Annotated in this window: 22 protein-coding genes, 1 tRNA gene and 1 pseudogene; 12 read left to right on the plus strand and 12 right to left on the minus strand. The window is 74.2% G+C overall.

The annotated features are described in order from the left end of the window. Positions 1-3: 3 nt before the first annotated feature. The 3 genes from BJZ21_RS06205 to BJZ21_RS06215 are packed head-to-tail and all read right to left on the minus strand — an operon-like array spanning position 4 to position 1,566. Positions 4-774, minus strand: coding sequence for an ABC transporter ATP-binding protein (locus tag BJZ21_RS06205; RefSeq protein WP_179662950.1), 771 nt, complete (start codon positions 772-774; stop codon positions 4-6). Positions 775-797: 23 nt separating this feature from the next. Then, entirely contained in the window at positions 798-1,100 is a 303-nt protein-coding gene (locus BJZ21_RS06210) for an SHOCT domain-containing protein (RefSeq protein ID WP_179662951.1), read from the minus strand. A gap of 22 nt (positions 1,101-1,122) precedes the next feature. Beyond that, the gene (locus BJZ21_RS06215; RefSeq protein ID WP_179662952.1) at positions 1,123-1,566 is read right to left on the minus strand and encodes a DUF6325 family protein; all 444 of its coding nucleotides are present in this window, start codon (positions 1,564-1,566) and stop codon (positions 1,123-1,125) included. A 123-nt stretch (positions 1,567-1,689) separates the two neighbouring features. On the opposite strand from BJZ21_RS06215, the gene BJZ21_RS06220 reads away from it, so the two are divergent. Continuing rightward, positions 1,690-2,526: a class II glutamine amidotransferase gene (locus BJZ21_RS06220; protein WP_218851337.1), complete on the plus strand. Its 837-nt coding sequence runs from the start codon at positions 1,690-1,692 to the stop codon at positions 2,524-2,526. A gap of 48 nt (positions 2,527-2,574) precedes the next feature. Here BJZ21_RS06220 and BJZ21_RS06225 read toward each other — a convergent pair whose 3' ends face one another. Then, complete coding sequence (locus BJZ21_RS06225; protein ID WP_218851342.1) at positions 2,575-4,380, minus strand: MFS transporter; 1,806 nt, start codon at positions 4,378-4,380, stop codon at positions 2,575-2,577. A gap of 114 nt (positions 4,381-4,494) precedes the next feature. On the opposite strand from BJZ21_RS06225, the gene BJZ21_RS21680 reads away from it, so the two are divergent. The 4 genes from BJZ21_RS21680 to BJZ21_RS06245 all read left to right on the plus strand — a co-directional run bounded on the left by BJZ21_RS21680 (position 4,495) and on the right by BJZ21_RS06245 (position 8,859). Further along, entirely contained in the window at positions 4,495-5,568 is a 1,074-nt protein-coding gene (locus BJZ21_RS21680) for a phosphatase PAP2 family protein (RefSeq protein WP_179662953.1), read from the plus strand. Positions 5,569-5,613: 45 nt separating this feature from the next. Further along, positions 5,614-6,795 carry a zinc-dependent alcohol dehydrogenase gene (locus BJZ21_RS06235; protein WP_179662954.1) on the plus strand — a complete coding sequence of 394 codons (1,182 nt, stop codon included), beginning with the start codon at positions 5,614-5,616 and terminating at the stop codon, positions 6,793-6,795. 138 nt (positions 6,796-6,933) lie between these two features. Continuing rightward, positions 6,934-8,115 (plus strand): site-2 protease family protein, encoded by a 1,182-nt coding sequence (locus BJZ21_RS06240; RefSeq protein WP_179662955.1) that lies wholly within the window; start codon positions 6,934-6,936, stop codon positions 8,113-8,115. Between the two features lie 51 nt (positions 8,116-8,166). Continuing rightward, positions 8,167-8,859 (plus strand): haloacid dehalogenase type II, encoded by a 693-nt coding sequence (locus tag BJZ21_RS06245; protein WP_179662956.1) that lies wholly within the window; start codon positions 8,167-8,169, stop codon positions 8,857-8,859. Between the two features lie 194 nt (positions 8,860-9,053). Here the strand turns inward: BJZ21_RS06245 and selB are convergent, their stop codons facing one another. The 5 genes from selB to BJZ21_RS06270 all read right to left on the minus strand — a co-directional run bounded on the left by selB (position 9,054) and on the right by BJZ21_RS06270 (position 14,320). Continuing rightward, positions 9,054-10,814 carry a SelB domain-containing protein gene (selB, locus tag BJZ21_RS21685; RefSeq protein ID WP_179662957.1) on the minus strand — a complete coding sequence of 587 codons (1,761 nt, stop codon included), beginning with the start codon at positions 10,812-10,814 and terminating at the stop codon, positions 9,054-9,056. A 1-nt stretch (position 10,815) separates the two neighbouring features. Further along, positions 10,816-12,291, minus strand: coding sequence for an L-seryl-tRNA(Sec) selenium transferase (gene selA / locus BJZ21_RS06255; protein ID WP_343051988.1), 1,476 nt, complete (start codon positions 12,289-12,291; stop codon positions 10,816-10,818). A gap of 11 nt (positions 12,292-12,302) precedes the next feature. Then, entirely contained in the window at positions 12,303-13,229 is a 927-nt protein-coding gene (locus tag BJZ21_RS20860) for an SGNH/GDSL hydrolase family protein (RefSeq protein ID WP_343051989.1), read from the minus strand. A 52-nt stretch (positions 13,230-13,281) separates the two neighbouring features. Then, the gene (locus BJZ21_RS06265; RefSeq protein ID WP_179662959.1) at positions 13,282-14,196 is read right to left on the minus strand and encodes a cation diffusion facilitator family transporter; all 915 of its coding nucleotides are present in this window, start codon (positions 14,194-14,196) and stop codon (positions 13,282-13,284) included. A 29-nt stretch (positions 14,197-14,225) separates the two neighbouring features. Then, positions 14,226-14,320: transfer RNA gene (locus tag BJZ21_RS06270), tRNA-Sec, on the minus strand. A 221-nt stretch (positions 14,321-14,541) separates the two neighbouring features. Between BJZ21_RS06270 and BJZ21_RS21960 the strand changes: the two genes are divergently transcribed. From BJZ21_RS21960 to BJZ21_RS06300, 6 genes and pseudogenes are all read left to right on the plus strand, one after another. Next, positions 14,542-15,111 (plus strand): hypothetical protein, encoded by a 570-nt coding sequence (locus BJZ21_RS21960; RefSeq protein ID WP_484549382.1) that lies wholly within the window; start codon positions 14,542-14,544, stop codon positions 15,109-15,111. Positions 15,112-15,123: 12 nt separating this feature from the next. Beyond that, positions 15,124-17,823: pseudogene (gene fdh / locus BJZ21_RS06280) on the plus strand (formate dehydrogenase); the annotation flags it as partial. Next, on the plus strand, positions 17,820-18,749 hold the full coding sequence (locus BJZ21_RS06285) for a 4Fe-4S dicluster domain-containing protein (protein ID WP_343051991.1): 930 nt from the start codon (positions 17,820-17,822) through the stop codon (positions 18,747-18,749). The pseudogene fdh and the gene BJZ21_RS06285, both read left to right, overlap by 4 nt. 7 nt (positions 18,750-18,756) lie before the next feature. Then, positions 18,757-19,749: an NrfD/PsrC family molybdoenzyme membrane anchor subunit gene (gene nrfD / locus BJZ21_RS06290; protein WP_179662960.1), complete on the plus strand. Its 993-nt coding sequence runs from the start codon at positions 18,757-18,759 to the stop codon at positions 19,747-19,749. Positions 19,750-19,926: 177 nt separating this feature from the next. Beyond that, positions 19,927-20,925, plus strand: a complete 999-nt coding sequence (selD, locus tag BJZ21_RS06295; protein ID WP_179665547.1) for a selenide, water dikinase SelD — start codon at positions 19,927-19,929, stop codon at positions 20,923-20,925. Between the two features lie 450 nt (positions 20,926-21,375). Next, the gene (locus BJZ21_RS06300; protein ID WP_179662961.1) at positions 21,376-21,765 is read left to right on the plus strand and encodes a DUF5709 domain-containing protein; all 390 of its coding nucleotides are present in this window, start codon (positions 21,376-21,378) and stop codon (positions 21,763-21,765) included. A gap of 15 nt (positions 21,766-21,780) precedes the next feature. Here the strand turns inward: BJZ21_RS06300 and BJZ21_RS06305 are convergent, their stop codons facing one another. Next, on the minus strand, positions 21,781-22,332 hold the full coding sequence (locus tag BJZ21_RS06305) for a flavodoxin family protein (RefSeq protein WP_179662962.1): 552 nt from the start codon (positions 22,330-22,332) through the stop codon (positions 21,781-21,783). A gap of 82 nt (positions 22,333-22,414) precedes the next feature. Further along, positions 22,415-23,479 carry an NAD(P)-dependent alcohol dehydrogenase gene (locus tag BJZ21_RS06310; RefSeq protein ID WP_179662963.1) on the minus strand — a complete coding sequence of 355 codons (1,065 nt, stop codon included), beginning with the start codon at positions 23,477-23,479 and terminating at the stop codon, positions 22,415-22,417. Positions 23,480-23,639: 160 nt separating this feature from the next. Between BJZ21_RS06310 and BJZ21_RS06315 the strand changes: the two genes are divergently transcribed. Then, entirely contained in the window at positions 23,640-24,641 is a 1,002-nt protein-coding gene (locus tag BJZ21_RS06315; RefSeq protein ID WP_179662964.1) for a universal stress protein, read from the plus strand. 10 nt (positions 24,642-24,651) lie between these two features. Here BJZ21_RS06315 and BJZ21_RS06320 read toward each other — a convergent pair whose 3' ends face one another. Further along, a complete protein-coding gene (locus tag BJZ21_RS06320) occupies positions 24,652-25,638 on the minus strand; it encodes a zinc-dependent alcohol dehydrogenase family protein (RefSeq protein ID WP_343051992.1) in 987 nt (328 codons plus the stop codon). Positions 25,639-25,644: the final 6 nt, after the last annotated feature.

The raw sequence follows: 25,644 nt of genomic DNA on the forward strand, positions 1-25,644 counted from the left end.
ATCTCAATCTGCGTGACTCGCGCGTACACCCTGGTCCTCCCTCGCCGGTTCCTCCCTCGCCGGTTCCTCACTGAAGCGCGCGTCCGTGACCTGCTCGTCGACGACCTGGCCGTCGAGCATCCGCAGGATCCGGTCGGTGCGGCGTCCCACCGCGATGTCGTGGGTGACGATGAGGAACGTCAGCCCCCGCTCGCGGTTGAGCCGCCGCATCAGCGTGGTGACGTCGTCGGCGGTCTCGCTGTCGAGATCGCCGGTCGGCTCGTCGGCCCAGACGATGGCCGGGTCGTTGACCAGGGCACGGGCGATGGTGACCCGTTGCCGCTCGCCGCCGGACATCTCCTCGGGCACGTGGTCGGCGCGGTCCGCGAGCCCGACCAGCCCCAGCGCCTCGAGCGACCGGCGACGCGCCTCGGCGGGCCGCCGTCCGGCGAGCAGGAGCGCCATCTCCACGTTCTCGACGGCCGAGAGCACCGGCATCAGGTTGTAGAACTGGAAGACGAAGCCCATCCGCTCCGCGCGGTAGCGGGTACGTGCGCGGTCGCGCAGGTCGGCCAGGCTGACGCCCTCGATGAGCACCTGGCCGGAGTCGATCTCGTCGATGCCGGACAGACAGTTCAGCAACGTGGTCTTGCCGCAGCCGCTCGGCCCCATGACCGCGACCATCTCGCCGCGCCGCAGCTCCAGGTCGACGCCGTTGAGGGCCGCGACCTGCACCCGTCCGGTGTCGTACGTCTTGTGCACCCCCGTGGCGCGCACGATGACGTCGTCGCTCATGATCGCACTCGGCGAGCTCGCGCTCACGCCTGGAGGATCCGGGCCTTCTGCTGGGCGAACTCCTCCTCGGTGAGGACGCCCTGGTCGCGCAGGGCAGCGAGGTCCTTGAGCTGCTGGACCAGGTCCGGCCCGGGCGCCTGCGGCGGTGGCGGTGGCGGTGCCTGCTGGTAGGCCTGCTGCTCGTAGGCCTGCTGGCGTTCGGCGGCGATCTGGGCGTCGCGTCCGGCGAAGCGTTCGGCCTGCCGGCGCTGCACCCGGCCGCTGACGGCGGTCGCGGTGCCGGCGACCACGGCCGTTCGGGCGACTCCTCGGACGAGTCCGGGCATGGCGGTCCTCCTCGGGTGCGGGTCAGGCGCTGGCGTCGAGAGCGTTCACGGCGGCGATCACGTCGGTCGCCGGGATCCGGGCGCTCGCGATCAGCTCACCGCCGCTGCGCCGGGCGGCGGCCACGAAGGGGGCCGCCCAGGTGTTCTCATAGATCAGCAGCGCCGCGACGGTGCCGCTGTCCATGGCGCCGGCGGCCTCGGCGACGTCGTCGTCGCCCAGGAGGCCGGACCGGGCGCCGGCGAAGTACGAGAACCCCGCCGCCGGCCCGGCCGGGTCGGTCAGCTCGAGCACCTCGACGCCCCCGTCGTCGTCCTTGGCCAGGACCACGAGATCGTAGAGGCGGATCGTCCCGGCGTCCACGAGGTCCATCAGGGCCTGCGCGGCCTCGCCGGTGAGGCGGTCGCGGGGGAACTCCAGCAGCGCGAAGTCCACGGGTCCGTGGATCTCGGTCTCGGTCGCGGTCACGGCTCCATCTCCTCGGTGTCCTCAGGCGATGCTGACGGTTCCCACGCTAGGGATCCGGCCGCCGTGCGCGGATCGTCCTCGCGGGATGATGCCGCCGTCCCGTCCTCGCGGTTGCGTGGTCGCATGTGTCGGTGGATGGCCTACTTCGGTGACCCGTTGCCCGTCGAGGAGCTGCTGTTCCGGCCGCAGCACTCGCTGATCGACCAGAGCCTGCACTCGCGGCTGGGCGCGACCACCACCAACGGTGACGGGTTCGGGATCGGCTGGTACGGCGACGGGCCGCGCCCGGCGGTGTTCAAGAGCATCGACCCGGCGTGGAACGACCGGAACCTGCGGGAGCTGGCCGGCCAGGTCAGCACCCGGCTCTTCTTCGACCACGTGCGCGCCTCGACCGGCTCGGCGGTCCAGCGCAGCAACTGCCACCCGTTCCGGCACGACCAGTGGTTGTGGATGCACAATGGCTCGATCGCCGACTTCGGCCTGCTCAAGCGGGACCTGGTGCTGGCCATCGAGCCGGCGCTCTTCTCGGACCTCGAGGGGTCCACCGACTCCGAGACGCTGTTCTTCCTGGCCCTGTCCTTCGGGCTGGCCGAGGACCCGGTGCGCGCGGTCGAGCGCACCGTGGGGCTGGTCGAGGACGTCGCCGCACGGCACGGGGTGGCCGACCCGGTGCAGATGACCGTGGCCACCACCGACGGCTCCTCGATGTGGTGCTTCCGCTACTCGACCGCGGGCCGCACCCGATCGCTGTTCTACTCCACCGGCGTGGCCGAGCTGCGGGCCCTGCACCCGGAGCTGGAGGTGCTGCGCGAGCTCGGCGACGAGAGCCGCCTGGTGGTCTCCGAGCCGCTGCGGGACCTGCCCGACGCGTGGCACGAGGTCCCCGAGTCGTCGTGGGGCGTGGTCCGCCCCGGCGCCGACGACCTGCAGCCGTTCCGTCCCATCCGGCCCGCGGCGTAGGCCGCGCGGGCCCGGCTCACTCGCGGCTCACCCTGGGGCCGCCCGGGGTCACCCGGACGTGCCGAGCAGCTCGTCGGGGCAGGCGGTGCCGCGGGGCAGCTTGTACGGCGCCGCGATCCGGTAGGTCCCCGCCGCCGGGGCGTGCAGCACCGTCCACTGCACCGCGTGGTCGGGACGCATCGGCTCGGCCTGGCTCAGGCAGCCGTCGGTGTTGACCGGCGTGCCGCCGGGCGTGGTCGCGGCGGGGGCCGGGATCGGCTCGCCCGCCTGGTCCACGAGGCTGAGCCAGGGGGAGTCCGGCACCCGCACCAGCACGTCGCCGGCGCGGGGCATGAACAGCACCACCTCCGCGGCGTCGAACGAGGTCACCACCGCCGGCGACTGCACCAGCGACGTCGGCTCGCGGACCGCGTAGAGGCTCCAGCTGGGGTCGGACCACACCTTGCGCAGGTACGGCAGGCCGCGGGCCACCAGGGCGTTCTCGGCCAGCCCCGCCTGGTCCGGCTCGCCGGAGGACAGCACGACGAAGTGCACCGCCCACCGGTGCAGCCAGTGCCGGTAGGACCGGGGGGTGAGCGCACCGTCGGCGTAGAACAGCGGGTTGCGCTCGGCGTCGGCCTGCCGGTTCCAGCCGCGGGCCAGGTTGACGTACGGCGACAGCGCGGACGACTCCCGGTGGCTGGCCGCCGGGACGACCTCGACCCGGGCGTCGCCGGCGTGCCGGGCCGCGAGCTGGCGCAGCAGCGGGTGGACGTCGACGGTCCAGGCGGCGGCCGGGCGCGAACCGACCACGTCTCGGGTGGCGGTGGCGACCTGCCAGATCGCCGAGGTGAGCACCGCCGCCGCCAGGACCGCCGCGACCCGGCGGGGGTCGGCGTGCAGGGCCGCCGGCCACCGGTCCCGCAACGGCTCGGCCGGCCGCCGCACGGCCACCGCCACCACCAGCACGCCGCCGAAGATCAGCCCCAGCCGGGTGATGTTGGTGCCGATCTGGGAGGGGATCACCCACACCGCGACCACGCCCACGGCGTACAGCACGGCGCCGAGGCGCACGGTGCGCCACCAGGAGGGGGAGAGCAGGAAGACCGCCGCCGCGAAGGCCAGCGGCAGGATCATCGAGGCCCAGGGCATCGGCTGCTGGCCCGAGAACGGGAACAGCCAGGCCGACAGCGCGACGACCGCCACGGGCGGCAGCCCGATCGCGAGCGACGCCGCCCGGCGCCGCCCCAGCCAGAGCGCGGCCGCGACGATGCCGACGAAGAGCCCGGCGACCGGGCTGCCGGTGGTCGCCGCGGCGGCGAGCAGGCCCACGACCGCGGCCCGCGGCCACCGGTGCCGGGCCGCCGGCGTGCGCCAGCGCTGCGGCCACACGAAGACCGCCGCGACGGCCGCCAGGCCGAACATCAGCCCCAGGCCGAAGGTCACCCGGCCCGACACCGCGTTGCCCGCGAACGCCGCCGCCCCGAACAGCGCGGGCCACAGCGGCCGGGCCACGGCCCGGCTGCGCACGAGCAGCAGCGCCAGCAGCCCCGACGAGACGGTGCCGGCGAGCATCATCGTGGGGCGGACGCCCAGCACCGCCATGACGTAGGGGGACAGGACGCTGTAGGACACCGGGTGCATGCCGCCGTACCACGCGAGGTTGTAGGCGCTGTCGGGATGGGCGCGCGCGAACTCCGCCCAGGCGTCCTGGGCGGCGATGTCCCCGCCGCTGGTGGCCAGCAGCGCCCACCAGAGCACGTGCAGGGCGGCGGCGACGAGCGTGGTCACCAGCACGGGGTGGCGCGACACCAGCGGTCGGCGCTCCGGCGCCGGCGCCGCCGGCTCGCGGGTGAGCAGCTGGCTGGCCGCCATGTGCACCCCCCTGTCTGGTTCCGTGCTGTCTGGTCCCGTGCTGTCCGGTTTCTGGGACAAATCGTGTCACGAAGCCCTACCGGAGGCCGACTCATCGCGTTGTTACGATGCCTCGTGACCTCCTCGACCTCGCTCACCACGACGTCGGACACCGGTTCCGGCCACCGGTCCGAGGAGTCCGACGGGGTCCGCTGGGCGGCGGGCATCTGGGTGATCGTGGTGGTCTTCGCGGTCATCACCGCCTGGTGGTCCCACCACGTCGGGATCCCGCTGCGCGACCCGGACGGGAAGATGTTCCGCGGCCGCCTGCTCAGCGCGGTCGTGCTGCTGGCGGTGCTCTCGGTGCTCGAGGCGGCCTGGCGCGGCTGGCGCACGAAGCGGCCGCAGGCCTCGCTCCCGCGGTTGGTCCGCGGCCTGCCCGCCGTCTGGCGGGCCCGCTGGACCAACCGCCGGCTGGCGCTGGCGCTGGCCGGCCTGGTCGCCTACCACGCGGTCTACATCTGCTACCGCAACCTGAAGAGCTGGGACGCCTTCAACACCGTCCGCGACCAGCAGATGCTGCGCTGGGACCGGGACCTGTTCGGGGGACACAGCCCGGCGGTGCTGCTGCACGACCTGCTGGGCACGCACGCCTGGGCGTACGTCCTGGTGGTCGTCTACAAGGCGTTCACCTACCTGGTGCCGCTGTCGGTGATGGGCTCGCTGGCGTTCGTCCCGCGGATCCGCGAGGCTTACGTGTTCCTGGCCTCCTCCCTGTGGGTCTGGGTGCTGGGGGTCGGCTCCTACTACCTGATCCCGACCCTGGGCCCGTTCGCCTCCGCGCCGCGCGAGTTCGCCGGGCTGCCGCACACCTCGATCACCAGCACCCAGGCGGAGTACCTCGCGCAGCGCGCGCACCTGCTGGCCGACCCGTCCGCGTCCGACGCGTTCGCGAGCATCTCGGCCTTCGCCAGCCTGCACGTGGGCTTCACCTGCATGGTGCTGTTCATGATGCTCTACTACCGGCGCCGGTGGCTGTCGGTGGCGCTGACGGTCTACCTGGTCCTGGTGATGATCGCGACCGTCTACCTCGGCTGGCACTTCGTCTCCGACGTCGGCGCCGGCGTGGTGCTGGCCGGGCTCGCCGTGCTGCTGGGCCGGCTGACCGTCTATCCGCGCTGGCACCGCGGGGACATGCCCACCGGCTGACCGGGTACGGACCCACTCCACCGTTCCCGGCACCGAGGAGTGAGCATGAAGGCGGTCACCTGGCACGGCCGACGCGACGTCCGCGTCGAAGAGGTCCCCGACCCGGTCCTGAAGGAGTCGAACGACGCGATCGTCCGGATCACCTCCAGCGGACTGTGCGGCTCGGACCTGCACCTCTACGAGACGCTGGGCCCCTTCATGGGGGAGGGCGACGTGCTGGGCCACGAGCCCATGGGCATCGTCGAGGAGGTCGGCTCCGAGGTCGGCGACCTGAAGATCGGCGACCGGGTGGTGGTGCCCTTCCAGATCTGCTGCGGGCACTGCTGGATGTGCGCCCAGGGCCTGCACACCCAGTGCGAGACGACCCAGGTGCGCGACCAGGGCATGGGCGCCGCGCTCTTCGGCTTCAGCAAGCTCTACGGCGAGGTGCCCGGCGCGCAGGCGGAGTACCTGCGGGTCCCGCAGGCGCAGTTCATGCCGATCAAGGTGCCCGAGGGGCCGCCGGACGATCGGTTCCTGTTCCTCTCCGACGTGCTGCCGACCGCGTGGCAGTCCTTCGTCTACGCCGACGTCCCCAAGGACGGCACGCTGCTGGTCCTCGGGCTCGGACCCATCGGGGAGATGGCCTGCCGGATCGCGCGGCACCAGGGCTACCGGGTGCTCGCGGTCGACCGGGTCCCCGAGCGGCTGGCCCGGGCGGCGGGCCGCGGGGTCGAGGTGCTCGACATGCGTGAGGTCGACGACGTCGGCGAGGAGGTGCGCTCGCGCACCCAGGGCCGAGGCGCCGACGCGGTCATCGACGCGGTCGGCATGGAGGCGCACGGCTCGCCGGTCGCCGAGCTCGGCCAGCGGATCTTCAACGCGCTGCCCAAGCGGCTCACCGCCCCGATCATGAACAAGGCCGGCCTGGACCGGATGGCCGCGATCTACACCGCCATCGACGCGGTCCGGCGCGGCGGCACCGTCTCCCTGATCGGGGTCTACGGCGGCCAGTCCGACCCGCTGCCGATGCTCACGATGTTCGACAAGCAGCTCCAGCTGCGGATGGGCCAGGCCAACGTCAAGCGGTGGGTGGACGACATCATGCCGTTGCTGACCGACGACGCCGATCCGCTGGGCACCGAGGACTTCGCCACCCACCGGGTGCCGCTGGCCGAGGCACCCACGGCGTACGACAACTTCCAGAAGAAGCAGGACGGCACGATCAAGGTCGTCTTCCAGCCGTAGCAGCGGCCGCACCGACCAGCGGCCGGCCGGTGGTTCGACCGGTGGTTGACCGGCGGTTGGACGGCCGCGGGCCCAAGGTCCCCGCGGTGGTGTCGGTGGACCCGTGTCCACGCCCCCACGCGTTCCTAGCGTGGGGGCGTGGTCGTCTTCCGGGTCCGTGGTGTCCCGATCAGGATCGGCTGGAGCTGGCTCGCGATCGTCGCCCTGGTCTTCTGGTCGTTGGCGGCCGTGCTCTTCCCGAACGCCTACCCGGGCCGCCCGGCCGGGGAGTACGTCGCGATGGCGGCCGTCGGCACCCTGCTGCTGTTCGCCTCGCTGCTGGTCCACGAGCTGTGCCACACGCTGCAGTCGATGCGTGAGGGCGTGCACGTCAAGGACATCACGCTGTTCCTCTTCGGGGGCGTGTCCCAGGCCGACGAGCCGGTGCCCAGCTTCGGCGCGGAGTTCCGGATCGTCGCGGCGGGACCGCTGGCCTCGTTCGTGCTGATGCTGTTCTTCGGGCTGCTCGCCCTCGTCGGCGACGTGGCCGGGCTGGCCGACCCGTGGGTGGGGGTGCTGGGCTACCTGGCCCGGATCAACGGGCTGCTCCTGGTCTTCAACCTGGTGCCCGCGCTGCCCCTGGACGGTGGCCGGCTGCTGCACTCGTGGCTGTGGCGGCGGTCCGGGGACCGGGAGCGGGCCACGATCCGGGCGGCCGGCGCCGGCCGGGTCTTCGCGATCATGCTGATCTCGCTGGGGGTGGCGGTGGCCCTGGTCGGCGACACCGTGGGCGGGGTGTGGTTCGTCGCGATCGGCTGGTTCCTGCTGCAGGCGGTCCGGGCGGAGGTGATGTCCGCGCGGGCGACCCAGGCGTTCACGGGCCTGCGGGTGCGGGACCTGATGACCGCGCCGCCGGTGTGCCTGCGCCCCGACAGGACGGTCGCCGACCTCGCGGCCCACCTCGACGAGCTGGGCCACCACCCGGCCTACCCCGTGGTCGCCGACGGCCGCTACCTCGGCACGCTGGTGCTGGCCCGGGCCGGCGCGGTCCCCGAGCACCGCCGGGGCGACGTGCGGGTCGGCGAGCTGATGGTGCCGGCCGATGCGCTGCCGGTGCTGCACCCCGAGGACGAGGTCGTCGAGGCCGCACAGCGGGTGAGCGCCGCCCTCGGCGCCCCGGGCGTGGCGCACCGCGGCGAGGCGCCCACCTCCTGGGTGGTCCTGGGCGGCCCGTCGGGCGACGAACCGGTGGCCGTGCTCTCGACCACCGACCTCGAGCGGGTGATCGCCACCGCCGACCTGCGTGGCGAGGCCGGCGCCCGCGACCGCGCGGAGCGGTGACCCTGGACCGCGCGCAGCGGTGACCCTGGGACGCCTGCCTACAGTGACCGGATGACCACCACCGTCCCGCGCCCGGCCGTGCTGCTGCTCGACGTCAACGAGACCGTCTCCGACCTCGGACCGATGGAGGACAGGTTCGCGGAGGTGGGGGCGCCTCCGGCGCTGGCGGGGACCTGGTTCGCCGGGGTGCTGCGCGACGGCTTCGCCCTCGCGGTCGCCGGGGTCTCGGCGCCGTTCGCCCGGATCGGCGCCGACTGCCTGCGCGGTCACCTCGCGGGCCTGACGCTGGACCGGCCGCTCGAGGAGGCTGTCGAGCACGTGATGAGCAGCTTCACCTCGCTGGACGTACACCCCGACGTCCGCTCGGGGCTGCCGGACCTGGCCGCGGCCGGACTGCGGGTCGCCACGCTGAGCAACGGGGCGGCGACGGTCGCGAGGCAGCTGCTCGGCAGCGCCGGCCTGGACGGGCACGTCGAGGCGATGTTGTCGGTCGAGGACGCCGGCGTGTGGAAGCCGGCCCCGGCCGCCTACGCCTACGGCTGCGACGTCATGGGCGTCGCACCCGCCGACGCGATGCTGGTCGCGGTGCACCCCTGGGACCTCGACGGAGCCGCGCGGGCCGGGCTACGGACCTGCTGGGTCGACCGGACCGGGACGCCCTACCCGTCGTACTTCCGGAAGCCGGACCTCGTCGTCAGCGGCTTCGACGACCTCGCTCGCCAATTTGGCCCGGCGCGGCTGTGATGACCTAGCCCGACCGTCCGACCGCCCGGTCGTTTGGGCGCCTGGTCGCCCGGGCAGCCGGAACCGATGTCGTCCTGCCGGGCCCCTCCGGGGGAGGTGCCGCTGCCGGTTGAACAAATGTATGTTCAACCGCGAAGGGGTAGCCCTCGGGCGGCCACCGGCCACCAAGGCCGCCGCCGGCGTAGCCCGACCGCTCAGCCGCGGACCTGCCGCCGGTCGTCGGGCAGCCGCAGCGTGCGACCGGTCCGGTCGAGGTGGGCGAGCAGCGGCAGCGCCACCCGGCGGCTGGTGCCGAGCGCCTGACGGGCCTGGCTGGTCGTGAACGGCTGCGGCAGCCCGCGGAGCACGTCCCGTGCCTCCTCGTCGGCGCCGGGCAGCAGCACCACACCCTCCGCCACCCGCAGCACGTGGCCGGTGCGGTGCAGCGCGGCCACCGTCTTCGGGTCCAGGCCGAGCTGCGCCAACCGGCCGGCGTCCGGGGCGGCGAACGGAGCGTCACGCAGGTCGGCGGCCAGGCCCTCGACCGCACGGGCCAGCGCCGGGGGCAGGCCGGGTGCGCGGTCCCGTCGGACCCGGGCCTCCTCGATCCGCAGCGGCGGTGCGACCAACGGCGGCACCAGGGCGGCGTCGGGCAGGTCGAGCTCGTGGGCCAGCGCGGCCGGGGTCACGCCCGGCTGCAGCGGCGTGGCGAGTCGGTCGACCGCCGCGACCAGGTCCGCCCGCAGCCGGGCCGCGCGCTCGGGGGAGAGCAGCCAGTCGCCCGCGCGCACCGATCCCGCGGGGAGCGGCTCGGTCGGCACGCCGATGCGGCGCAGCAGGTCGGCGCGCACCAGTCCGCGCGCGGCCAGCTGCCCGGCCAGGGCGCCGTCGTACGACGCGAGGGCGGCGGCGCGGGTGCGGGCCGAGCCCCGGCGGCCGAGGGGCGGGGGCGCCGGGTCGAGCACCCGGACCCCCCACACGGTCCGGCTGCCGGGGTCGCGCAGCAGCGCCCGGTCGCCCAGCCGGAGCGGGAGCGGGTGCTCCAGCGCCAGCCGCGCGTGCCGGTCGCCGAGCGGCCGCGCGCGCACCGTGGTCATCGCCGCGCCGACGTGCAGCACCGGCCGTTCGGGCAGGCGCTGGGTGAGGTCCCCGGTCAGCCGGACGTCGAGCGTGGTCACGGCCTCGAACGCGTCGGGGCTGACCAGTACGGTGCCGCGGCTGATCGCCTCGGGCGCCCGGCCGCCGAGGTCGACGGCGACCCTGGCCACCCCCCGGACGGACTCGACGGGGCGGCCCAGCGACTCCAGGCCGCGGACCCGCACCGGCTCGTCGCCCACGCACAGCGTGTCGCCGACCCGGATGGTGCCGGCCGGGAGGGTGCCGGTCACCACGGTGCCGGTGCCGTGCACGGTGAACCGCCGGTCGATCCAGAGTCGTACGGCGGCCTCCGGGTCGGGCTGGGGGACCGACTCGAGCACGCCGGCGAGCGCGGCCCGGAGATCGTCCAGCCCGGCACCGGTGCGGCCGCTGACGGTGACCGCCGGGGCGTCGCGCAGCCCGGTGTGGGCCAGCTCCTCGCGGGCGCGCGCCACGGCAGGTGCCGGGTCGGCGAGGTCGGACCTGGTGACCACCAGCACGCCGTGCCGCACGCCGAGCGCGTCGAGCGCGGCGAGGTGCTCGGCGGCCTGCGGCATCCACGGGTCGTCGGCGGCGACCACGAGCATCGCGACGGGCACCGGGCCCACGCCGGCCAGCGCGGTGGAGACGAAGCGGGAGTGCCCCGGCACGTCGACGAAGGCGACGTCGCCCAGGCTCCGGCCGTCGGGCGCCACCAGCTCGGTCCAGCAGTAGCCGAGCTCGATCGACAGCCCGCGGCGCCGCTCCTCCTCGAGCCGGTCCGGGTCGCTGCCCGTGAGCGCCCTGACAAGCGTGGACTTGCCGTGGTCCACGTGGCCGGCGGTGGCGACGACGTGCACCTCAGCGGGTCCCGTCCGTGGGCCGCCCCGCGCCGGGCACCGCGCCGGGCAGGTCGGGACCGGCCGCGCCCAGGGCGGCGAGAACGGCGGCGAGCAGGGCGTCGTCCTGCTCGGCCGGCACGGCCACCAGGTCCAGCAGCAGGCGCCCCTCGTGGACCCGCCCGAGCACCGGGACCCGTCCGGCGCGCAGCGGCCCGGCCAGGCGGGCGTCGAGGGCGACGGCGGCGCTGGGCAGCACCACCCCCGGCGCGCCCCCGCCTCCGACCGCCGCCTGGGACCGCACGGCCTCGGCGCTCCGCCTGCGGGGTGCGCCGGAGGCCGGCTCCTGGGCCGGCTCCGGAGCCGCGGCCACGGCAGGGTTGACGGCGGAGTCGATGGCGGCGTTGATCGCGGCGGCCAACCGTTCCGCCCGGGCGAGGAGCTCGCCCGGCTCGGCGTCGAGTGCGGTCGCCACCGGGGTGGCCGGGCCGCTGAGCGTCGCCTCCAGCGCCGCCAGCGTCAGCTTGTCGACCCGCAGGGCCCGCGCCAGCGGGTGGCGCCGCAGCCGGTGCACGAGCTCGGCGCGGCCGAGCAGCAGGCCGGCCTGGGGGCCGCCGAGCAGCTTGTCGCCCGAGGCGGTCACCAGGTCGGCCCCGGCGCGCAGCACGGTCGCCGCGTCCGGCTCCTCGGGCAGCCGGGGATGCGGCGCGAGCAGCCCCGAGCCGATGTCGACGACCAGCGGCACGCCGCGCGCGGCGGCGAGGGTGGCCAGCTCGTCGACGGCGACGCTGGAGGTGAACCCCTCGACCCGGAAGTTCGACGGGTGCACCTTGAGCACGAACGCGGTCCGCTCGCCGAGCGCGTCGGCGTAGTCCCGCGCGTGCACCCGGTTGGTGGTGCCGACCTCGCGCAGCCGTGCGCCCGCGGACTCGACCAGGTCGGGGACCCGGAACCCGTCGCCGATCTCGACCATCTCGCCCCGGGCCACCACGACCTCCCGGCCCGGACCGTCGGCGACGTGGGCCAGGGCGCTGGTGGCCAGCGCCAGCGCGGCGGCCCCGTTGTTCACGACGTGCACGTCGCCGGCGTCGGGGACGGCCGCGGCCAGCGCGGCCAGCGCGCCCGCGCCCCGGCGCCCGCGGCTCCCGGTCGCCAGGTCGAGCTCGACGTCGGTGGTCCCGGCGGCCGCCGCCAGCGCCTCGACGGCGGCGGCGGACAGCGGCGCCCGACCCAGATTGGTGTGCACCACCACGCCGGTCGCGTTGATCACCGGGCGCAGCGAGGACGCACCGGCCGGGAGCGCGTCACGGACGGCGCCGACGACGTCCTCGGGCGCGACCTCACCCCGCCGGCAGGCGTCCAGCACCGCGGTCACGACCGCCTTGGTGCGGGCGCGCCCCAGCCGCTCGGCGGCCGCGGCCACCGCCGGGTCGGCGAGCACGGCGTCGGTGCGCGGCGTCCGACGTCGCGGATCCTCTGCCGCCCCAGCTCCCGTCACGTTCCGGGACTCTAGCCGGAGGCGCCGAGCGCCGGTGCCGCCCCGTCGCCGGTGCCGATCAGCCCCTGCAGCAACCGGGCCTCGGCCTCCATGCCGGAGCGCAGCGGATGGTACGCCGCGGCCCGGCGCAGGCTCTCGACCGAGCCGTTGATCCACGCGTCCGGCCCCGCGCAGGCGTCGTGCCCGGTCGAGGCGGCGTAGGTGTCGGCGAAGTGGGCGCCGTCGAGCGCCGCCGTCGACTGCAGGGCGGTGTTGAGGGTGCGCTCGATCCGGTCCGCCCACCGGTAGTCCCCGGCGGCGAGCGGGATCGCCCGGCAGGTGCCGTCGGCCGGCAGCACCCGCGGGTAGCCGACGACCCACACCTCGGCCTTCGGCGCCCGGGCGCGGATCCGGCGCAGCAGCGTCCGCAGGTGCGCCCGCACGTGGTCCACCTTCGCGGCGAGCTCGTCGGTGCCGTCGTCGTCGGTGTAGGCGTCGCGGCAGGGGGCCCCGTCGGGGTCGCGGCGGGCCAGGCGGGGGCAGGTGCGGAACAGCGCGGAGAACAACCCGTCGTCGTTGCCGCCGATGCCCAGCGTCACCAGGTCGGTGCCGCGGTCCAGCGCGGCGAGCTGCGGCGGGGACGGCGGCCCGGGAAGACCGGTGTGCACCGGCCGGGACAGGTCCTTGCTCTCGGCACCGGTGCAGGTCACGTCCCGGAACGACGTCACGTGCAGCCGCCGGGCCAGCAGGGAGGGGTAGTTGTGGTCCGAGCGCAGGCACAGGCCCGCCTCCAGGCGCTGCCGCGGGATGAGCGGGCCGGCACTGTAGGAGTCGCCCAGCGCAACGTAGTCCAGGCCGGGGGAGGGGGCTTCCGCGGGCGTGGTCGCCACGGCCGCGGCACCGGCGACCGCGAGGGCCAGGGCGGCCAGGAGACGGGTCCTTCGGTACGTCCGCCTCACCCCCCTCTCAGACGTGGGCCTCTCGGGCGTGGACTTCTCGGGCGTGGACTGCTCAGGCGTGGGTGGCGTGCTCGTGGTCGGCGTGCGAGGCGGGCTCGAACTGGATCGTCGAGTGCTCGACGTCGAAGTCGGTGTCCAGGACGTGCTGCAGCTCGTCGAGCATCGGGCCGAGGTGGCCGTCGAGGAAGCAGGAGTCGTCGACGACGACATGGGCGGTGAGCACCGGAAGCCCGGTCGCGACCTGGCTGGCGTGCAGGTCGTGCACGTCGTGGACGTGGGCCAGGGAGAGCATCCGCTGCCGCACCTCGGTCAGCTCGAGTCCCTTGGGCGTCGACTCCAGCAGCACGTCCACACTGTCGCGCAGCAGCCGCACCGTCCGGGGGATGATCAGCACGCCGATCACCAACGAGGCGACCGCGTCGGCGCGCAGCCAGCCGGTGAGGGCGATGACGGCCGCGGCCAGCAGCACGGCGACCGAGCCGAGTGCGTCGTTGAGCACCTCGAGGAAGGCCGCGCGCATGTTCAGGTCGGCGCCGCGGCCTCCCAGCAGCACCACGAGGCTGATCAGGTTGCCGACCAGCCCGACGACGCCGAAGACGACCATCGCCGTGGGCGCGACCTCGGGCGGGGCCAGGAGCCGCTTGACGCCCTCGACCAGCACGAACAGCCCGACGGTGAGGAGTACGGCGGCCTGCGCGGCGGCGGCCAGCACCTCGGCCCGCCGGTAGCCCCAGGTCCGCTCGTCGGTGGCGGGCCGGCGGGCGAGCGCGGCCGCGAGCACCGCCATCGTCAGGCCGGCGACGTCGGTGAGCATGTGCCCGGCATCCGCGAGCAGCGCGAGGCTCCCGGAGACGACCGCCCCGACGACCTCGACCACCAGCACGGTGATCGTGATGGCGAGGACGGTGACCAGGCGGCCCCGGTGATCGGCGAGGCCGACGCTCCCGTGGTCGTGGCCGGCGCCCATGGGCGACTCCTTCGGCACTCAGGATCCGTTGGCGGAGGCGGACGGGAATCGAACCCGCCGGACCCGGATACCGGGCCCCTACGGTTTTGAGGACCGCGCCCGTCACCAGACGAGAAACGCCTCCGCGGAGAAACCTAGCGGGTGCGGGGGAGCGCCGTAGGGTCGCCCGTCCCGACGGCGCGCCGACATAGTTCTGCCCGGGCTCTGCGTGGGTCTCTGCGCGGGGTTTCTGCGCGGGCGCAGACAAATCTCGACCCGGTCGGGTTTGGATCGCCGTGGTGTGGTTACGGTGAGAACCAGCAGCCCGGACATCGGCCCGGCTGGATCGGACGGAGGACTGACCAGGTGGGTGTCAAGACGTTCATCGGTTCCTGGCCGTTGGTTCGCCAGGCCACCGGCGAGGACCGGTTGGGCCGCGGCAGCGCGGCGATGTCCCCCCGCAGCGAGCACCTCTCGCCCCGGACGGTCGAGGCCGACAAGGTCGTGGACTCCGTCTGCCCGTTCTGCGCCGTGGGCTGCGCGCAGAAGGTCTACGTCAAGGACGGCCAGGTCACCCAGATCGAGGGCAACCCGGCCAGCCCGATCTCGCGCGGCCGGCTGTGCCCCAAGGGCAGCGCCAGCAAGCAGCTGGTCACCTCGCCGACCCGCGTCACCAAGGTCCGCTACCGGCGCCCGCACGGCACCGAGTGGGAGGACCTCGAGCTCGACACCGCGATGGACATGATCGCGGACCGCGTCATCGAGACCCGCAAGCAGTTCTGGGAGTGGGAGGACGACCAAGGCCGTCGTACCCGCCGGACCACTGGCATCGCCAGCCTCGGAGGAGCGACCCTCGACAACGAGGAGAACTACCTCATGAAGAAGCTCTACACGGCGATGGGTGCGATCCAGATCGAGAACCAGGCCCGTATTTGACACTCCTCCACGGTTCCCGGTCTGGGAACCTCGTTCGGCCGTGGTGGTGCCACCAGCTTCCTCCAGGACCTGCAGAACGCTGACTGCATCCTGATCGAGGGCTCCAACATGGCGGAGGCCCACCCCGTGGGCTTCCAGTGGGTGATGGAGGCCAAGCGCCGCGGCGCCACGATCATCCACGTCGACCCGCGGTTCACCCGGACCTCGGCGGTGGCGGACCTGCACGTCCCGATCCGGGCCGGGTCCGACATCGCGTTCCTGGGTGCCCTGATCAACCACGTGCTCAGCAACGACCTCGACTTCCGTGAGTACGTCGTGGCGTACACCAACGCGGCCTCGATCGTCGATGAGGACTTCCAGGACACCGAGGAGCTCGACGGGCTGTTCTCCGGGTTCGACTCCGAGCGCAACCACTACGACCCGAAGACCTGGCAGTACGAAGGGGCCAAGGCCGCGCCGTCGGCCGGCCAGCGAGACCCCGCCCAGGACGCCGGCCCGGACGAGGAGCCGGACCCGGGGGCCGAACAGGACAACCACAAGTCGGCGCACGAGGCGGCGAAGTCGGAGTCGCACGGCTCCGGCGGCCCCGCCCTGGCCAACAAGCCGATCCGCGACGAGACCCTGCAGCACCCGCGGTGCGTCTTCCAGATCCTCAAGCGCCACTTCGCCCGCTACACCCCCGAGATGGTGCAGGAGGTGTGCGGCATCAGCCCCGAGCAGTTCCGGGCGGTCGCCGACGCGCTGACCTCCAACAGCGGCCGGGAGCGCACCGGTGCGTTCTGCTACGCCGTGGGCTGGACCCACCACACCGTCGGCGCGCAGATGATCCGCTCCGCCGCGATCCTGCAGACGCTGCTGGGCAACATCGGCCGGCCGGGCGGCGGCATCATGGCGCTGCGCGGGCACGCCAGCATCCAGGGCTCGACCGACATCCCGACGCTGTTCAACATCCTGCCGGGCTACCTGCCGATGCCCCATGCGGGAATGCACCACGACCTCGAGGAGTACGTCGCCTCCGACGCCGGCGCGACCGGCTTCTGGGGGAACATGAAGTCGTACATGGTCAGCCTGCTGAAGTCCTACTGGGGCGACGCGGCCACGCCGGAGAACGAGTTCTGCTTCGACTACCTGCCGCGGCTGACCGGCGACGCGTCGACGTACACCACGGTGAAGTCGATGATCGACGGCGGCTGCAAGGGCTACTTCGTGGTCGGGGAGAACCCGGCGGTGGGCTCGGCCAACGGCAAGATGCAGCGGCTCGGCATGGCCAACCTCGACTGGCTGGTGGTCCGGGATCTGCAGATGATCGAGTCGGCGACGTTCTGGAAGGACGGCCCCGAGATCGAGACCGGGGAACTGGTCACCGAGGAGATCGGCACCGAGATCTTCTTCCTCCCCGCGGCCTCGCACGTGGAGAAGGCGGGCTCGTTCACCCAGACCCAGCGGATGCTCCAGTGGCGCGACAAGGCCGTCGAGCCGCCGGGGGACTGCCGCAGCGAGCTGGACTTCTACCACGAGCTGGGCAAGCGGATCCGGGCGAAGCTGGCGGGCTCCACCGACGAGATGGACCGGCCGCTGCTCGACCTGGTCTGGGACTACCCGATGACCGAGGACGGGGAGACCGACGGCCACGCGGTGCTGCGCGAGATCAACGGCACCGGGCCGGACGGCAGCGCGCTGTCGGCGTACACCGAGCTCAAGGACGACGGGTCCACGGCCTGCGGCTGCTGGATCTACTGCGGGGTCTACGCCGACGAGGTCAACCAGGCCCGGCGCCGCAAGCCGCACTGGGAGCAGGACTACGTGGCCTCCGAGTGGGGGTGGGTGTGGCCGGCGAACCGCCGGATCATCTACAACCGCGCCTCGGCGGCCCCGGACGGCACCCCGTGGAGCGAGCGGAAGAAGTACGTCTGGTGGGACGCGGAGGCCGGCAAGTGGACCGGTTCCGACGTGCCCGACTTCATCGTGGACCGTCCTCCGGACTACGTGCCGCCGGACGACGCCCGGGGCCCCGACGCGATCGGCGGCAAGGACCCGTTCGTCATGCAGACCGACGGCAAGGCGTGGCTCTACGCGCCGCTGGGGGTGGCCGACGGCCCGCTGCCCACGCACTACGAGCCGCCGGAGTCGCCGGTGCGCAACCCGCTCTACGGGCAGCAGAACAACCCCTCGCGGCGCAAGCTGTCCGATGCGTCGAACCCGATCAACCCCAGCTTCAGCGAGGTGTTCCCGTACGTGTTCACCAGCTACCGGCTGACCGAGCACCACACCGCGGGCGGCATGAGCCGGACCCTGCCGTACCTCACCGAGCTGCAGCCCGAGCCGTTCTGCGAGGTCTCGCCGCGGCTGGCGGCCGAGCGCGGGCTCGAGCACGGCGGCTGGGCGACGATCGTGACCGGTCGCACGGCGATCGAGGCGCGGGTGCTGGTGACCGAGCGGCTGCGCTCGCTGCGGCTGGGCGACCAGTGGGTCGAGCAGGTCGGCCTGCCGTACCACTGGGGGCGCAACGGCATCACGCAGGGCGACTCGCCCAACGACCTGGTCAACGTGACGATGGACCCCAACGTCTACATCCAGGACAAGGTGGGCACCTGTGACATCCGGCCGGGCCGGCGTCCGCGCGGGCCGGCGCTCACGACGTACGTCGAGGACTACCGGCGGCGTGCAGGCATCGACATGACCGATCCGACCGACGGAGGGACCGACCGGTGACCAGCTCCCTCGACCGCTCGTTGTGGGGTCCGCTGGACGACGTCCAGCGCGACGCCGGCTACGACGCGCACCCGCCCCGGATGGGGTTCTTCACCGACACCTCGGTCTGCATCGGCTGCAAGGCCTGCGAGGTGGCGTGCAAGGAGTGGAACGACGTCCCCGAGGACGGCTACCTGCTCACCGGCATGTCCTACGACAACACCGAGGCGCTCGGCGCGAGCACCTGGCGGCACGTGGCGTTCGTCGAGCAGCCTGTCACCGCACCGGCCGGCGGCGGCGCGGCCACCGAGCTGGGCATGCCCGGCATGGGCCCGCCGGCCCCGGCCGGCGACGACCAGGCGACCGCGTCGGGTGCGGACGGCGTGCGCTGGCTGATGTCCTCGGACGTGTGCAAGCACTGCACCCACGCCGCCTGCCTCGACGTGTGTCCCACCGGTGCGCTGTTCCGGACCGAGTTCGGCACCGTGGTCGTGCAGCCCGACGTCTGCAACGGGTGCGGCTACTGCGTCTCGGCGTGCCCCTACGGCGTGATCGACCTGCGCAAGGAGGACGGTCGGGCGTTCAAGTGCACGCTGTGCTACGACCGGCTCAAGGTGGGGGAGTCCCCGGCCTGTGCGAAGGCGTGCCCCACGGAGTCGATCCAGTTCGGCGAGCTGAGCGAGCTGCGCGAGCGTGCCGACCAGCGGGTCGCGGAGCTGCACGCCAAGGGCGTCGACGTGGCCCGCCTCTACGGCGCGGACCCGAACGACGGCGTCGGCGGCGACGGGGCGTTCTTCCTGCTGCTCGACGAGCCGGAGGTCTACGGCCTGCCGCCCGACCCCGTGGTCACCACCCGGGACCTCGGGTCGATCTGGAAGCACGTCGGAGCGGCGGCGGCCACCCTCGTCGGGGTCGGGGTCGCGTCGTTCCTCGGGAGGAAGAAGTGAGGCGCCGATGAGCCCGCGCGGTGGAGGCGGCGGTGGCCGCGGCGAGACGCCGATGGTGCCGGAGGCGGAGTTCGAGTCCTACTACGGGCGCCAGATCCTCAAGACGCCGACGTGGAAGACGCCCGACGTGCCGCTCTACCTCTTCCTCGGAGGGCTGGCCGGCGGCTCGTCGCTGCTCGCGGAGGGGGCCGCGCTGCAGGACCTGCCTGCCCTGGAGCGGGTCGCCCGCGGTGCGGCCGCGGCCGGTGCCGGGATCGGCACGGTCTTCCTGGTCCACGACCTCGGGCGTCCCGAGCGGTTCCTCAACATGTTGCGGGTCTTCAAGATCACCTCACCGCTCTCGGTCGGGTCGTTCATCCTCGCGCCGTTCTCGGCCCTGTCGACCGCTGCCCTCGGCTCGCACCTGACCGGCCGGCTCCCGCGGCTCGGCCGGCTCTCCGGCGTCGGCGCCGCTGCGTTCGGGCCGCCGCTGGCGACCTACACCGCGGCGTTGATCACGAACACCGCCGTCCCGGCCTGGCACGAGGGGCACCGGGAGATGCCGTTCATCTTCGGCGGCTCCGGGGCCGCCGCGGCCGGCGGGCTGGCGATGGCGCTCGCGCCGGTCTCGCAGAGCGGGCCGGCGAAGCGGATGGCGCTGGCCGGAGCCGCGATCGACCTCGCCGGGGTGGAGCTGATGAACCGCCGCCTCGGGATGCTGGCCGAGCCCTACGAGCAGGGGAAGTCCGGCCGGCTGATGAAGACGGCCCGCGCGCTCACCGTCACCGGGGTCGGGCTCTCGCTGCTGGGACGCCGGTCCCGGTTCGCGCGCGCCGTCGCCGGTGCGGCCTACGTCGCGGGCTCGGTGACGCTCCGCTTCGGGATCTTCGAGGCCGGCCTGGCCTCGGCCCGCGACCCGAAGTACGTCGTGGTGCCGCAGCGCGAGCGGCTGGAGAAGCGCGCGGCCGAGCAGCGCAAGGTCACGGGCGGGGTCACGGGGTCGAGCAGCCCCACTGCCTGAGCCGCCGGGCGGTGGGCGGCGCGGGTCGCCACCGTTCGGTGGAGGGGCCGCCCTCAGCAGGTCCTGGGCGGTCCGGCGGCCGAGCGCCGGACCTCACCCCCGCGTCGATACCCTCACCGGCCGGCGGGCATGCTGGAGCGGGTCGAGCGAGGGGAGCAGCACGTGACGAGTGACCAGATGAGGGCCCTGGCCGGGACGGTCCGCCTGACGCAGTACGCCTCGGGCGGGGGATGCGCCTGCAAGGTCCCGCCGGGCGAGCTCGAGCGGGTGCTGGCCGGGCTCGGCGGCGCCTCCGGCGACGACCTCCTGGTGGGGCTCGAGAACGGCGACGACGGTGCCGTCGTACGCATCCAGGAGGACCGGGCGGTGGTGGCGACCGCGGACTTCTTCACCCCGGTCGTCGACGACGCCTACGACTGGGGGCGCATCGCCGCGGCGAACGCGCTCTCCGACGTCTACGCGATGGGCGGCGACCCCGTGGTCGCGGTGAACCTGCTGGCCTGGCCGCGCGACCGGATCCCGTTCGAGCTGGCCGCGGAGGTGCTGCGCGGGGGAGCGGCGGTGTGCGCCGAGGCCGGCTGCCACCTGGCCGGCGGGCACAGCATCGACGACCCGGAGCCGAAGTACGGGCTCGCGGTCACCGGGATCGCCGATCCCGCCCGGCTGCTGCGCAACGACGCGGGCGTCGCGGGGGTGCCGCTGACGCTGACCAAGCCGCTCGGCCTCGGCATCCTCAACAACCGGCACAAGGCGACCGGCGAGGTGTTCGCGGACGCCGTCGCCACGATGACCGCCCTGAACCGGGACGCCTCGCTCGCCGCCCGCCGCGCCGGCCACACCTGCGCCACCGACGTGACCGGCTTCGGCCTGCTCGGGCACCTGTACAAGCTCTGCCGGGCCAGCGGCGTCTCCGCCGTCCTCGACGCGGCCGCGGTGCCCTACCTCGAAGCCGCGCGCCCCTCGCTGGCCGAGGGCTTCGTGCCCGGCGGGAGCCGGCGCAACCTGGACTGGGTCCGCCCGCACGTCGCCACCTCCGGCTCGGTCACGGAGGAGGAGCTGCTGCTCCTCGCCGACGCCCAGACCTCCGGTGGCCTCCTGGTCGCCGGCGAGCTGCCCGGCCACCCCGTGATCGGGGAGCTGGTGCCGGCCGGCGAGCACGCCGTCGTCGTGCGGTGACCTGAGGCTGGCAGGGGGCTGTGGCCGGCCGGGGGCCGGTCGGGGTGGTGAATGGTGGGAGGCTGCAGGGCGGCGGGCCGGATTTCTGCGGTTGGTCGCCATTCCGCATCGACCCGGGGACGAGGTGGTCCCACCCCCCCCCGGGGTCGCGCGGTCGGGCTCAGCCCCGGTGGGCGGGTCGGGGTGGTGAATGGTGGGAGGCTGCAGGGCGGCGGGCCGGATTTCTGCGGTTGGTCGCCATTCCGCATCGACCCGGGACGAGGTGATCCCACCCCCCCCGGGGTCGCGCGGTCGGGCTCAGCCCCGGTGGGCGGGTCGGGGTGGTGAATGGTGGGAGGCTGCAGGACGGCGGGCCGGATTTCTGCGGTTGGTCGCCATTCCGCATCGACCCCGGACAACGTGACCCCACCCACGGGTTTGAACGGCCCACCCGGCGGCAACCGGAGAGACATGAGCGAAGACCAGCTGCAGCCCCAGGACACCCTCGACGACCGGGGGGTGGACGACGTGCTTGACGAGGGCATCTCGCCCGCCGAGCGGCCACGCGGGGTCACCGCGAAGGGTGTGACGCCCCTGGAGGAGATCGAGGGCGAGACGCTCGACGAGCGGCTCCGCCAGGAGGAGCCGGAGGTCTGGGAGCAGGCTGACGACGAGCGGGACGCGGACGTCGTGGACGGGCCGGTCGGCGGTGAGGTGGGCGACGAGCGAGCCGGGCGGCTGCTCGCTCCCGACGAGGGCACCCACGAGGACCACGACGGGCTGGTGGCCGAGGACGAGGGCATCGACGGCGCCGGTGCGAGCGCGGAGGAGGCCGCCGTCCACGTCATCGAGGAGCCGTGACCGGCGGCGGTCCGCTCAGGCCGAGCGGGCCGTCTCGGCGCGCAGCAGCTCGAGCAGGTGCTGTGACCAGGCCCGAGCGCGCTCGCGCTCGCCGTCGACGAGTGGCCCCTTGACGTCCTTGACGTAGAAGCTGACCGGGCGGTCGAGGACGGGGAAGCCGTGCGAGCGCAGCACGCGCGCGGTCTTGCGCGCCGCCGAGCCCGGCCAGTGCTGCGCGCGGTCGGCGCGGGTGTCGAAGACCGCGACGCTCGGTCGCGCGCCCACGACCGGGAACAGCACGTCGAGGGAGGTCAGCCACTCACGGACGCCCAGCTCCGCCCGGGACTCCGGTGCCCCCTGGCGTACGGCGTCCGCGCGGGTGCTGGGCCTGCTGAGCGTGAACGCGTGCGTGGGCGCCCCGAGCACCAGCAGGCGACACCCCGCGAGGTCCTCCGGGCGCACGTGCCTGACGTCGGCGAGCACGACCTGCCACCCGTCGGAGGCGAGCCCGTCGCCGACCTCGCGCGAGAGCTTCTCGGTGTTGCCGAACATCGACTCGAACACCACGACGGCCTTGTTGGTGGTCATGCTCCCGGTCCTCTCGGTTGGCTGCGCGCGGTCACGGCCCTGGTCTGCGGCCCCTGGACTGCGGCCCTGGTCTGCGGTGTGGTCACGGGCGGTAGCTGTCGTGCGGCACCACCACGGCCCGGCCGCGCACGGTGCCGTGCCGCAGGTCGAGGTAGGCCTGGGCGGCGTCCTCCAGCGTGTAGAGCTCGGACTCGGCGTGCAGCAGTCCGCGGGCGGCCAGGTCGAGCACCTCGGCCAGCTCGCGCCGGTTGCCCCAGTACGTCGTCTGCACGCTCGCCTCGTAGGGCAACGAGAAGAACGAGACCGGCAGCGTGCCGCCGGCGATGCCGACCAGGGTGAGGTCGCCGAGCTGACGGACGCAGTGCGCGGCCGCGGCGAGGGTGTCGTCGGAGCCGACGAAGTCGAGGACGACGTCAGCGCCGACGCCGCCGGTGAACTCCCGGACCTGGTCGACGAGCTGCTCGCCGGGCGGGAGGGCCAGCTCGGCTCCCGAGGACAGCGCGAGGTCCCGGGCCGCCTCCCGGGCGTCCACGGCGACGATCCGCGCGGCGGTGGTGGCCCGCAGGATCTGCACCCCCAGGTGGCCGAGGCCGCCCACGCCGATGACCACCGCGGTCGCGCCCGGGACCAGCTTGGCGTTGGAGCGGCGGATGGCGTGGTACGGCGTGAGCCCGGCGTCGGTGAGCGGCGCGGCGGCCACCGGGTCCAGCCCGTCCGGCAGCGGGACCACGTGCCGCGCGGCCGGGACCAGCAGGAACTCGGCCATGCCGCCGTCCAGCCCGAGGCCACCGCCACCGCTGCGGACCGGGGCGAGGTCGGGGCGCTCGCAGTAGGTCTCGAGCCCGTCCCGGCACCGGGCACAGGTGCCGCACCCCCAGGCACCGACCACGGCCACGGGCTGGCCCGGCTCGAGGTCCCGGACGCCGGCGCCCACCGCGTGCACCCAGCCGGCGTTCTCGTGACCCAGCGTGAACGGCGGGTCCCAGGGCAGCTGGCCCGCCTCGAAGTCGTGCATCAGGTGCAGGTCGGAGTGGCAGGCGCCGGCGGCCCCGACCTGGACGCGGACCTCCCCGGGACCGGGGTCGGGGACCGGCAGGTCCTCGAGGACGGGCTCGCTCTTCCAGGACTTCAGGCGCAGCGCTCGCATCGCAGCCTCTCCGGTCGGGGACGTCGTCGCCCCCAGCCTCCCGGGTGCGCGGGGGTGCACGCAGGGGCCTCGGACCGCTCAGCGGCGGACGTTCGTCCCTTGGGCATCCGGGTGGCCGGGGTGAGGGTGGGGGCACTCTCACCCGTTCAGGAGGTCTGCCATGGCCCAGTCCGAGTCCGAGGCCGAGTCCGGGCCCGACGCCACGCCGTCGACCGCGAGGCCGGTCGTCGTCGCCGTCGGCAACCAGCCCGCCGACAGTGCCCTGGAGTACGCCGCGCAGCAGGCCCTGCGCGAGGGGTGCGGGCTGCACCTGATCCACGTCCTCCACCCCGGTCCCACGGGCCCGGAGTCGGCCCTCCTGGACTACACCGAGGTCGACCAGGTCGGGCACGACCTGCTGCAGGCGGCGGTCGAGCGGGCCGGCGACCTCCTCGGGGGGCGGGCCCCCCTGACCAGCGCGCTGCTCCGGGGCCCGGTCGTGTCGACCCTGCTGGAGGCCACCGAGGGCACCGCCCGGGCGGTCGTCATGCAACGGCGCGACGTCTCCCGGGTGATCCGCAGCGTGACCCGCTCGATCTCCAGCGGGGTGGCCTCGCACGCGCACGTGCCGGTGGTGTCGGTGCCGGCCGGCTGGTCGGAGGCGGCGGTGGAGCGCAACCATGGGCGGCCGGTGGTCACGGTCGGCGTCGACGTCCCGGGCCGGTGTGCGCCCGTGGTCGCCACGGCCGCCGCCGAGGCCCGGTCCCGCGACGGGTCCCTGCACGTGCTGCACACCTGGTGGTTCCCCAGCGTCTACGACGACGTCATCACCAGCCGGGTCGAGAACGCCGCGTGGGCCGACCGCGCGCGGGAGGAGATCCAGGCGGTGGTCGCGGGCCTCGGGGACGCCGTCCGCGGGGTCCCCGTCGAGATCGAGGCCCGCCACGCCCATCCGGCCGACGCGCTGCTGGACGCGGGGCGGGAGTCGACGCTGCTGGTGGTCGGACGGCACGACCCGCTGGTGCCGTTCGGCTCCCACCTCGGTCCCGTCGCCCGTGCCGTGCTGCGCGACGCCGGGTGCCCGGTGCTGCTCGCCAACCCGACCGACGCCCACGGCATCCGACGCCGGCACCACCACAGCACCTCCGACACCACGACGCCCGAGTCGATGGTGATGTTCTGACCGGAGCCGGTCAGGGCAGGGTCACGACGAGCGAGCCGCTGACCGCACCCGCGGCCAGGTCGGCCAGAGCGCGGTCGGTCTGGTCGAACGGATACGCCGTGGCGTGCACCTGCAGCGGCAGCCGGTCGGCCAGCCGCAGCAGCTCATCGGCGTCGCGACGGGTGTTGGCGGTGACCGTGCGCAGGTCCCGCTCGCCGAAGAGGTGCCGTTGGTAGTCGAGCGCCGGCACCTCGGTCATGTGGATGCCGGCGAGCGCCAGCGTGCCACCACGCTCGAGCGCCTCGAGGGCGACCGGGACCAGCTCGCCGGCGGGGGCGAAGACGATCGCCGAGTCCAGCGGCACGGGCGGCCGGGCCGCGGCGTCACCGACGAAACTGGCGCCAACTTCCTCGGCCAGGGCCCGGTTCCGGGCGCCGCGGGTCATCACGTAGAGCTCGGCGCCAGCGGCCCGGGCGACCTGGGCGGTCAGGTGCGCGCTCGAACCGAAGCCGTAGAGCCCGAGTCGGCCGCCCGGTGGCAGCGCCGCCCGGGCCAGCGCCCGGTAGCCGATGATCCCGGCGCAGAGCAGCGGCGCGGCGTGGACGTCGTCGTAGCCCTCGGGAAGCCGGTGCACGAAGGCCTCCGGGGCAACGACGTACTCGGCGAACCCGCCGTCGGCGTCCCACCCGGTGTACTCCGAGCGGGGGCACAGGTTCTCGGCGCCGCTGCGGCACCAGCGGCAGCGCCCGCAGGTCCGGCGCAGCCAGGCGACGCCGACCCGGTCACCGAGCGCGAACCGTGCTGCCCCGGGCCCGCTGCGGTCCACCACGCCGACGGCCTGGTGCCCCGGGACGACCCCGGGACGTCGCGGGGCCAGGTCGCCCTCGACGAGGTGCAGGTCGGTGCGGCAGACGCCGCAGGCGCGCACCCGGATCCGCACCTCACCGGCGCCCGCCTCCGGCACCTCGCGCTCGCCCAGCGCGACCGGTCGGCTCGTGATGGGGGCCGGGGTCGCCACCGACCA

Origin of the sequence: Nocardioides panaciterrulae (assembly GCF_013409645.1) — a bacterium.
Lineage (GTDB): Bacteria > Actinomycetota > Actinomycetes > Propionibacteriales > Nocardioidaceae > Nocardioides > Nocardioides panaciterrulae.

Excerpts from the sequence above, each read along its gene's own strand:
- BJZ21_RS06205 (WP_179662950.1), bottom strand. The coding sequence starts at position 774 with ATGAGCGACGACGTCATCGTGCGCGCCACGGGGGTGCACAAGACGTAC.
- BJZ21_RS06210 (WP_179662951.1), bottom strand. The coding sequence starts at position 1,100 with ATGCCCGGACTCGTCCGAGGAGTCGCCCGAACGGCCGTGGTCGCCGGC.
- BJZ21_RS06220 (WP_218851337.1), top strand. The coding sequence starts at position 1,690 with ATGTGTCGGTGGATGGCCTACTTCGGTGACCCGTTGCCCGTCGAGGAG.
- BJZ21_RS06225 (WP_218851342.1), bottom strand. The coding sequence starts at position 4,380 with ATGGCGGCCAGCCAGCTGCTCACCCGCGAGCCGGCGGCGCCGGCGCCG.
- BJZ21_RS06235 (WP_179662954.1), top strand. The coding sequence starts at position 5,614 with ATGAAGGCGGTCACCTGGCACGGCCGACGCGACGTCCGCGTCGAAGAG.
- BJZ21_RS06245 (WP_179662956.1), top strand. The coding sequence starts at position 8,167 with ATGACCACCACCGTCCCGCGCCCGGCCGTGCTGCTGCTCGACGTCAAC.
- BJZ21_RS06265 (WP_179662959.1), bottom strand. The coding sequence starts at position 14,196 with ATGGGCGCCGGCCACGACCACGGGAGCGTCGGCCTCGCCGATCACCGG.
- nrfD (WP_179662960.1), top strand. The coding sequence starts at position 18,757 with ATGAGCCCGCGCGGTGGAGGCGGCGGTGGCCGCGGCGAGACGCCGATG.
- selD (WP_179665547.1), top strand. The coding sequence starts at position 19,927 with ATGAGGGCCCTGGCCGGGACGGTCCGCCTGACGCAGTACGCCTCGGGC.
- BJZ21_RS06300 (WP_179662961.1), top strand. The coding sequence starts at position 21,376 with ATGAGCGAAGACCAGCTGCAGCCCCAGGACACCCTCGACGACCGGGGG.
- BJZ21_RS06305 (WP_179662962.1), bottom strand. The coding sequence starts at position 22,332 with ATGACCACCAACAAGGCCGTCGTGGTGTTCGAGTCGATGTTCGGCAAC.
- BJZ21_RS06310 (WP_179662963.1), bottom strand. The coding sequence starts at position 23,479 with ATGCGAGCGCTGCGCCTGAAGTCCTGGAAGAGCGAGCCCGTCCTCGAG.
- BJZ21_RS06315 (WP_179662964.1), top strand. The coding sequence starts at position 23,640 with ATGGCCCAGTCCGAGTCCGAGGCCGAGTCCGGGCCCGACGCCACGCCG.